Origin of the sequence: Nocardioides sp. 31GB23 (assembly GCF_040012395.1) — a bacterium.
Lineage (GTDB): Bacteria > Actinomycetota > Actinomycetes > Propionibacteriales > Nocardioidaceae > Nocardioides > Nocardioides salarius.
Genome location: NZ_JBDYKJ010000019.1, coordinates 60,115 through 67,493 on the forward strand (window position 1 = coordinate 60,115; position 7,379 = coordinate 67,493).

At 73.1% G+C, this 7,379-nt stretch carries 8 protein-coding genes; 5 read left to right on the forward strand and 3 right to left on the reverse strand.

All coding sequences use genetic code 11. The features are described 5' to 3' along the window. Window positions 1–5: 5 nt before the first annotated feature. The gene (locus ABKW28_RS08230; protein ID WP_348608117.1) at window positions 6–1,484 is read right to left on the reverse strand and encodes an MFS transporter; all 1,479 of its coding nucleotides are present in this window, start codon (window positions 1,482–1,484) and stop codon (window positions 6–8) included. Window positions 1,485–1,594: 110 nt separating this feature from the next. Between ABKW28_RS08230 and ABKW28_RS08235 the strand changes: the two genes are divergently transcribed. After that, a complete protein-coding gene (locus ABKW28_RS08235; protein WP_193668507.1) occupies window positions 1,595–2,377 on the forward strand; it encodes a DUF3027 domain-containing protein in 783 nt (260 codons plus the stop codon). Window positions 2,378–2,396: 19 nt separating this feature from the next. On the opposite strand, the gene ABKW28_RS08240 is transcribed toward ABKW28_RS08235, so the two are convergent. Next, window positions 2,397–3,038, reverse strand: coding sequence for a methyltransferase domain-containing protein (locus tag ABKW28_RS08240; protein ID WP_348608122.1), 642 nt, complete (start codon window positions 3,036–3,038; stop codon window positions 2,397–2,399). After that, window positions 3,035–3,325 carry a DUF2530 domain-containing protein gene (locus ABKW28_RS08245; protein WP_307823026.1) on the reverse strand — a complete coding sequence of 97 codons (291 nt, stop codon included), beginning with the start codon at window positions 3,323–3,325 and terminating at the stop codon, window positions 3,035–3,037. The genes ABKW28_RS08240 and ABKW28_RS08245 overlap by 4 nt, the downstream gene beginning before the upstream one ends. Window positions 3,326–3,405: 80 nt before the next feature. Here ABKW28_RS08245 and ABKW28_RS08250 point away from each other — a divergent pair, with 80 nt between their 5' ends. From ABKW28_RS08250 to rpsG, 4 genes are all read left to right on the forward strand, one after another. Next, entirely contained in the window at window positions 3,406–4,866 is a 1,461-nt protein-coding gene (locus tag ABKW28_RS08250; protein ID WP_307823027.1) for an NCS2 family permease, read from the forward strand. Window positions 4,867–4,966: 100 nt separating this feature from the next. Next, a complete protein-coding gene (locus ABKW28_RS08255) occupies window positions 4,967–6,256 on the forward strand; it encodes an MFS transporter (protein WP_348608128.1) in 1,290 nt (429 codons plus the stop codon). A 220-nt stretch (window positions 6,257–6,476) separates the two neighbouring features. Beyond that, window positions 6,477–6,851, forward strand: a complete 375-nt coding sequence (rpsL, locus tag ABKW28_RS08260; RefSeq protein WP_179517431.1) for a 30S ribosomal protein S12 — start codon at window positions 6,477–6,479, stop codon at window positions 6,849–6,851. A gap of 1 nt (window position 6,852) precedes the next feature. Next, complete coding sequence (rpsG, locus tag ABKW28_RS08265) at window positions 6,853–7,323, forward strand: 30S ribosomal protein S7 (RefSeq protein ID WP_193668503.1); 471 nt, start codon at window positions 6,853–6,855, stop codon at window positions 7,321–7,323. Window positions 7,324–7,379: the final 56 nt, after the last annotated feature.

Consider the following 7,379-nt stretch of genomic DNA (forward strand, 5'->3'; position numbering starts at 1 on the left):
GGCGCTCAGCCGGTGACGGGCACCTCGCCGGGGTAGCGGCGACTGCGACCGGCGAGCACGAAGAACATCCAGGCCGCGAGCACGGCGAAGGCCACGCCCAGCCCGAGGCGCGGGGGGTCGAGGGGCAGGGCGATGCCGACGAAGCCGCCCACCACCCACGCGAGCTGCAGCGTGGTGTCGCTGCGGGCGAAGGCGCTGGCCTGGACCTTGGTGGGCACGTCGCTCTGGATGGTCGCGTCGAGGCAGAACTTGGCCAGCGACTGGGCCAGCCCGGCGCACAGGCCGAGCGCGACCAGGGGCAGCACGCCGTAGAACACCGTGGCCAGCAGCGCCGCGGCGGCGTCGAGGGCCAGCACCAGCACGACGGTGGTGCCGGGGTGCAGGTTGCGCAGCAGCGAGGCCACCGCCACGCCACCGGCGTTGCCGAGCCCGGCCGCGGCGACCACGAGCCCGATGAGCACCTCGGCGCGCAGGCCGCTCTCGGGAGGGTTCTCGCGCAGCAGGAAGGCCATGAACATCAGCAGGAACCCGCTGAGCCACCGGGGCCCGCAGTTGGCGCGCAGCGCGAAGGCGACCGAGGTCGGGATGCGGGTGCGGGGACGGGCGCCGGTCGGGGCGGACCCCCGGCGCCCCGGCGCCGGTGCGTCGACGCGCACCGAGTCGCCGGGCGCCATCAGCACCAGCACCTCCTCGCCGACCGAGGAGTCCACGCGCTCGGGCAGCTTGATGGCGAAGACGGTGGCCACCACGAAGAGCACGAACGCGTAGCGCAGCGACCACTCCGGGCCGACGAGCGAGGCCAGCCCCGCCAGCGGCGCCGAGATGGTGGCGCCGAGGATGCCCGAGAGCGAGACCCGGCCGTTGGCCTTGACCAGCGACACCCCCCGCGGCAGCAGGCGGGGCACCGCGGCGGCCCTGGTCACGCCGTAGGCCTTGGAGGAGACCAGCACGCCCAGCGCGGCGGCGAAGAGCCACGGCGAGTCGCCGGTGACCGCGCCCGCCAGGCCCCAGCACAGGAAGGCGCGGATCGCCATGGTCGAGCCGATGGCCCACCTGCGCCCGTGGCTGAACCGGTCGAGGAACGGCCCGACCAGCGGGGCCACGATGGCGAAGGGCAGCATCGTCAGGCCCAGGAAGAGCGCCACCTGGCCGCGGGCCTCGCCCGAGGGGACGGTGAAGAACAGGCTGCCGGCCAACGAGATCGCGACCGCCGCGTCGCCGGCGGTGTTGAAGAAGTGCAGGTAGAAGAGCCGGTTGAGGCCCGACTGCTCGGCGCCCTCGGCGTTGGCGGCCCGCTGGGCCTGGCGCCCCACGTACCGGCTGGCCCGCGTGGTGGCCCGGGTGGCGCCGCGTGCCGCGCTCGCGGCGCCGCGAGCCGTCACCCTGGCGCCGGAGCCCAGGCCCCGGCCGACCGCGCGGGCGCGCTCGCCGGAGGACCCCGCCGGGGCCCCGGCGGGGTCGTGGTCGGGGCGCTGCGACGGCATGGGCACATCCTGCCTGGTGGCCCCGACGGCGCGTGCGCCAGCACGCCGCGAGCCGCGGGGGAGGGGGCGCCCTCGCCGGGAGGTGGGGCCAGCAGGCATGATGTCGGGCCGTGAGCACCATCGCCCGGGTCAAGCCCGATGCCGTCGCCGTCGCTGCCGTCGAGGTGGCGCGCGAGGCCCTCGTCTCCGACGTGGGTGCTGCCGACGTCGGCGAGCACCTCGGCCACGTCGTCGAGGCCGAGCGCGTCGTCACCCACCAGTTCGCCTGCACCCGAGCCGGGTACGTCGGGTGGCGCTGGTCGGTGACCGTGGCCCGCGCCCCGCGCCAGAAGCACGTCACCATCGACGAGGTCGTGCTGATCCCCGGCGACGAGGCGATCGTCGCGCCCCCGTGGGTGCCCTACCGCGAGCGGATGCAGCCCGGCGACATGGGCCCCGGCGACCTGCTCCCGGTCGACGAGGACGACCCGCGCCTGGTGCCGACCTACTTCTTCGGCGACGACCCGCTCGACACCGACGACAAGGCCCAGGTCCGCCAGGTCGCCCAGGACCTCGGCCTGGGGCGCGTGCGCACGCTGTCGCCGGAGGGCCGTGACCTCGCCGCCCAGCGGTGGTACGACGGCGAGCAGGGCCCCGAGTCCACCCTGGCCAAGCAGGCCCCCGACAGCTGCTGGTCGTGCGGGTTCCTGGTGCGCCTGGCCGGGCCGCTCTCCGAGGCCTTCGGGGTCTGCGCCAACGGCAACGCCAACGACGACGGTCGCGTGGTGGCCTTCGGCCACGGCTGCGGAGCCCACTCCGAGGTGCGCCTGGCCAAGAAGCACGAGCCGCAGCCGCTGCCCGAGCACGTCTTCGACACCCTCGCGCTGGACCCGCTCGAGGGGCGGCGGCGCTAGCCAGCCCCGGCGCCGACGCTCAGGCGTCGGCGGTGAGCACCCACACGGCGTACTCGTCCGAGGGCGCTGCCAGCTCGTAGGAGCCGAAGCGGTGCTGCACGCGCAGCCCGGCCGCGGCGGCGTCCTGCACGAACTCCTCGGGCGGGTAGCTGCGGGCGTGCTCGGGCCCGCCGACGAGGTGGTAGCCGACCAGGAGCCGCCCACCGGGCGCCAGCCGGGCCCGCATCGTGGCCAGCGCCTGCCGTTCGGTGCCCTCGGCGAGGAAGACGACCACGTTGCCGACGCAGACCACCAGGTCGACCTGGTGCGCCCGGTCTCCGAGGACGCGGCCCACCCGGGCGTCGTCGAGCTCGAGCAGGTCGGCCTGCACCACGTCGACGGTCGGGTACGTCGCTCGGCACTGGGCGACCAGCGCGCCGTCGGGCTCGACGGCCGTGACCCGGTGCCCACGCGCCTGCAGGGCTGCGCTGACGCGGCCCATCCCGGCCCCCACGTCGAGCACCCGGGCCCCGCGCGGCAGCAGCGCGTCGGCGAGCCGGGCCTCCCCGTCGACGTCCTGGCCGGTGGCCACGAGCTCGGCGAAGCGTCGGCCGAAGCCCTCGGTGGCCTGGGGTCCCGAGCGCGCCCAGCGGCTGGGCGGCGGGTCCGCGTGGGTGCTCATGCCGACGGCTCGTCGAGCTCGCGGCGGGTGGCGCGCCGGCGCCGGCAGTACTCCAGCCCGAGCAGCCCCAGCCCGAAGCCGGTCAGGCAGGTCCACACCCACCAGGTGCGGTCCTGCGCCTGCAGCTCGCCGTAGAACGGCAGCAGCGCCACGAACCCGACCAGCCACAGCGCGGTGCCGACCTCGACCGTGCGCACCCCGTCGACGTCGAGGGGCTCGACGTCGGCCACGAGGAAGGTCCGGTTGCCGATCTCGTGCTTGCCGGGCTGGTCGTCGCGCAGGTCCACGCCGCGACTCTAGTGGCCGCGACCACCCGGTCCCGACCCGCGTGGCGGCGGCAGGGCGGCTGCTGGGATGCTTGGCGCCCGTGAGCACCCCCACGGCGCCGGCCAGGTCCGGTATCGACGGCTTCTTCAAGATCTCCGAGCGCGGCTCGACCCTCGGACGGGAGGTGCGCGGCGGTGTCGTGACCTTCCTGACGATGGCCTACATCGTCGTGCTGAACCCGCTGATCCTCGGGTTCGTCGCCGACTCGGAGGGCAACTACCTGGGCGGCGGCCCGGGCGACGGGTCGAACCTGCCGGCGATCGCTGCGGGCACCGCGCTGGTGGCTGGAGTGCTGACGATCCTGATGGGCTCGCTGGCCAACTTCCCGCTGGCCCTGGCGGCCGGGCTGGGCCTCAACGCCTTCGTCGCCTTCTCGGTGGCCACCCAGTCGACCTGGGCCGACGCGATGGGCCTGGTGGTGCTCGAGGGCATCGCGATCCTGGTGCTGGTGCTCACCGGCTTCCGCACCGCGGTCTTCCACGCCGTGCCCACCCAGCTCAAGGTCGCGATCTCGGTCGGCATCGGCCTGTTCATCGCCCTCATCGGCTTCGTCGACGCCGGCTTCGTCAGCCGCATCCCCGACGCCGCGGGCACCTCGGTGCCCGTGCAGCTGGGCACCACCGGCACCCTCTCGGGCTGGCCGGTCCTGGTCTTCGCGGGCGGCCTGGTGCTGCTGGTGGCCCTGTGGGTACGCCGGGTGCGCGGCGCGATCCTGATCGCGATCCTGGCCACCACCGTCGTGGCGCTCGTCCTCGAGGCGGTGCTCGAGCTGGGTGCGCGCAACGACAACCCGGGCGGCTGGTCGCTGACCGTGCCGCGCTTCGACGGCTTCGTCGACCTGCCCGACTTCGGCACCCTGGGGCAGTTCTCGCTGTTCGGCGCGTTCACCTCGATCGGTGTCGTGGCCGCGCTGCTGCTGGTCTTCTCGCTGATGCTGGCCGACTTCTTCGACACCATGGGCACGATGACCGCCATCGGCGCCGAGGCGGGACTCAACGACGAGGAGGGCACCCCGCCGCGGATGCAGCGGATCCTGGTCGTCGACTCGGTGGCCGCCATCGCCGGTGGCGCGGGTGGCGTCTCGTCCAACACCTCCTACATCGAGTCCGCCTCGGGCGTCGGCGAGGGGGCGCGCACCGGGCTCGCCTCCGTGGTGACCGGCCTGCTCTTCCTGCTCACGATGTTCTTCACCCCGGTCGTCTCGGCGATCCCGTCCGAGGCGGCCGTGCCGGCGCTCGTGCTCGTGGGCTTCCTGATGATGCAGCAGGTCACCGAGATCACCTGGTCCGACGTCGAGATCGCGCTGCCGGCCTTCCTGACCATCGTGCTGATGCCCTTCACCTACTCCATCTCGGTCGGCATCGGGGCCGGGTTCCTGGCCTACGTGCTGATCAAGCTGGTCGTGGGCAAGGCCCGTCAGGTGCACCCGCTGCTGTGGCTGGTCTCGGCGCTGTTCCTGGTCTACTTCGCGATCGGCCCGATCACCGACCTGCTCACCTGACGACGCTCTCCTCCCACGTCGCCCGCGGAACATCCGCGGGTGCCGTGGTGTTCACCCGGCGCCATGACCCGACGGCCGCTGACCCCGTGAGAGAGCCTGGTTGAGCCCCACCTTCCGTTCCCTGTCCCACCCGAACTACCGGCGCTACGCCGCCGGCTCCCTGGTGTCGAACACCGGCACCTGGATGCAGCGGGTGGCCCAGGACTGGCTGGTGCTGCTGCTGACCGGCTCGGGGGCCGCCATCGGCATCACCACGGGCCTGCAGTTCCTGCCCTTCCTGCTGCTCTCGCCGTGGGCCGGGCTGGTGGCCGACCGCATCCCCAAGCGACGCCTGCTGCAGCTGACGAACATCGGGATGGCCGTCCCGGCCCTGGTGCTGGGCCTGCTCGCCGTCACCGGCACCGCCCAGATCTGGCACGTCTACGTGCTGGCCCTGGTGCTGGGGGTGGCCTCGGCCTTCGACGCCCCGGCCCGCCAGTCGTTCGTCTCCGAGATCGTGGGCCCCGACGACCTGGCCAACGCGGTCGGCCTGAACTCCGCCAGCTTCAACACCGCCCGGCTGGTCGGCCCGGCGCTGGCCGGGCTGCTGATCGCCGGCTTCGGCGGGGGAGTGGGCGGCACCGGCTGGGTGATCCTGCTCAACGGGCTGAGCTACGCCGCCCCGGTGCTGACCCTGCGGGCGCTCGACGCCTCGTTGCTGCGCACCCCCGAGCCCTCGGTGCGCCGCCCCGGCCAGGTGCGCGAGGGCGTCGCCTACGTCCGCGGGCGCCCCGACCTGCTCCTGCTGCTGGGCATCGTCTTCTCCGCGGGGACCTTCGGCCTGAACTTCCAGATGACCAGCGCCCTGATGGCCACCGAGGTCTTCGACAAGGGCCCCACCGAGTACGGCCTGCTCGGCACCTTCCTGGCGGTCGGCTCCCTGACCGGGTCACTGGTGGCCGCCCGGCGGGTCCGGGTGCGCCACCGGCTCGTGGTCGGGGCGGCGCTGGCCTTCGGTGCGATCGAGGTGGTGGCCGGGCTCGCGCCGTCGTACGTCGTCTTCGCGCTGCTGTGCCCGCTGCTGGGTCTCTCGGCGCTGACCATGATCACCAGCGCCAACGCGCACCTGCAGCTGTCCACGGCCCCCGAGATGCGGGGCCGGGTGATGGCGCTCTACATGATGATCTTCATCGGCGGCACCCCGCTGGGCGCGCCCTTCATCGGTTGGGTGGGCGAGACGTTCGGTGCCCGCTGGACCCTGGTCGTGGGAGGCGTGCTGACGGTGCTCGGCACCCTGCTCGCCAGCGTCGCGTTCCTGGGGGGTCGGCGCGTTTTGACCGGCCTCCGGGCGCCCGGTAGCCTCGTTCCTCGTGTCTGGGACAACCAGGCCGTTGCGCGTGCTCGGAAGTAGGTCGGCGGATCAGGACCGTCGCTGCTCCGGGCCGACAAGCCAGAGGCCGCCGCACGCAGGCGGCTCCTGACCAGGGCGACACGCCCGACCTCGGGGGCGAGCAACGCCGGAAGGCAAGCACCACCCGGACACGGCGGAGCACCTCCGTCGAGACTCCGCTTGAACATCGTGCGCTGCAGAGTGCGGCGTACTGAGAGAGAAACAGAAGGGGAACCACTCGGTGCCCACGATCAACCAGCTGGTCCGCAAGGGCCGCCAGGACAAGGTGTCCAAGAACAAGACGCCTGCCCTCAAGGGTTCGCCCCAGCGACGCGGTGTCTGCACCCGCGTCTACACGACCACCCCGAAGAAGCCGAACTCCGCCCTGCGCAAGGTCGCCCGCGTGCGCCTGTCCAGCGGCGTCGAGGTCACGGCCTACATCCCGGGCGTCGGCCACAACCTCCAGGAGCACTCCATCGTGCTCGTGCGCGGTGGCCGGGTGAAGGACCTTCCCGGTGTCCGCTACAAGATCATCCGCGGCTCGCTCGACACGCAGGGCGTGAAGAACCGCAAGCAGGCTCGCAGCCGGTACGGCGCGAAGAAGGAGAAGAGCTGACATGCCGCGCAAGGGTCCCGCACCGAAGCGGCCGCTCGACGTCGACCCGGTCTACGGGTCGCAGCTGGTCACCCAGCTCGTCTCCAAGGTCCTCCAGGACGGCAAGAAGCAGGTCGCCCAGCGCATCGTCTACGGCGCGCTCGAGGGGTGCCGCGAGAAGACCGGCACCGACCCCGTGGTGACGCTCAAGCGCGCCATGGACAACGTGAAGCCGGCCATCGAGGTCAAGTCGCGCCGCGTCGGTGGCGCCACGTACCAGGTCCCGATCGAGGTCAAGGGCACGCGCGGCACCACGCTCGCGCTGCGCTGGCTCGTCGGCTACGCCTCGGACCGTCGCGAGAAGACGATGTCCGAGCGCCTGATGAACGAGATCCTCGACGCCTCCAACGGCCTGGGTGCCGCTGTGAAGAAGCGCGAGGACACGCACAAGATGGCCGAGTCCAACAAGGCCTTCGCCCACTACCGCTGGTGATCTGCGCGGGGGGGGGGCGCCCCCCCCCCCCCCCCCCCCCCCCCCCCCCCCCCCCC

Excerpts from the sequence above, each read along its gene's own strand:
- ABKW28_RS08230 (WP_348608117.1), bottom strand. The coding sequence starts at position 1,484 with ATGCCGTCGCAGCGCCCCGACCACGACCCCGCCGGGGCCCCGGCGGGG.
- ABKW28_RS08240 (WP_348608122.1), bottom strand. The coding sequence starts at position 3,038 with ATGAGCACCCACGCGGACCCGCCGCCCAGCCGCTGGGCGCGCTCGGGA.
- rpsG (WP_193668503.1), top strand. The coding sequence starts at position 6,853 with ATGCCGCGCAAGGGTCCCGCACCGAAGCGGCCGCTCGACGTCGACCCG.